Source organism: Acuticoccus kandeliae (assembly GCF_003073115.1).
In genome coordinates, this window is sequence record NZ_QBBV01000015.1 from 1 (window position 1) to 807 (window position 807).

The 807-nt window shown below is 70.9% G+C and carries 1 protein-coding gene; it reads right to left on the reverse strand.

Going from position 1 to position 807, the window contains the following annotated elements; translation table 11 throughout:
* A partial coding sequence (locus tag DBV35_RS29050; RefSeq protein WP_108663917.1) for an acyl-CoA dehydrogenase family protein occupies positions 1 to 807 on the reverse strand: 807 nt, incomplete at both ends.

Genomic DNA, 807 nt, shown 5'->3' on the forward strand with positions numbered 1-807 from the left:
GCTCCTTCATGTACTGCGTCGCGACGTCGAGCGCGCCCTGCGCGATGCCGACGGCCTGCGCACCGATGGTCGGACGCGTGTGGTCCAGCGTGCGCAGCGCGGTCTTGAAGCCGGTGCCCTCGGCGCCGATGATCCGGTCGGCCGGGATGCGGCAGTCCTCGAAGTGGATCTCGCGGGTCGGCGAGCCGTGGATCCCGAGCTTGCGCTCCTTGGTACCGATGACGAAGCCCGGGTCGTCGGAGTGGACCACGAACGCCGAGATCCCGTTGGCCTTCTTCTCCGGGTCGGTGACGGCCATGACCGTGTACCAGGTCGACTCGCCGGCGTTGGTGATCCAGCACTTGGTGCCGTTGAGGACCCACTCGTCGCCGTCGCGGCGGGCGCGGGTCTTCATCGACGCGGCGTCGGAGCCCGCCTCGCGCTCGGACAGGGCGTAGCTGACCATCGCCTCGCCCGCGGCGACCGACGGCAGGACCTGCTTCTTCAGCTCGTCCGAGGCGGACAGCAGGATCGGGGTGAGCCCGAGGCCGTTCACCCCGGGGATCAGCGACGACGACGCGCAGACCCGCGCGACCTCCTCGATCACGATGCAGCCGGCGAGCTCGTCGGCGCCCTGGCCGCCGTACTCCTCGTGGATGATCACGGCCTGGAAGCCGGCCTTGACCAGCGCGTCGCGCGCCTCGACGGGGTACCGGCCCTGCTCGTCGACGTCGGCGGCGTGCGGGGCGATCTCCTTCTCCGCCAGGTCCCGGACCGCCTCGCGGAGGGCCGTGTGCTCGTCGCTGAGCCGGTAGAGATCGGAAGAGC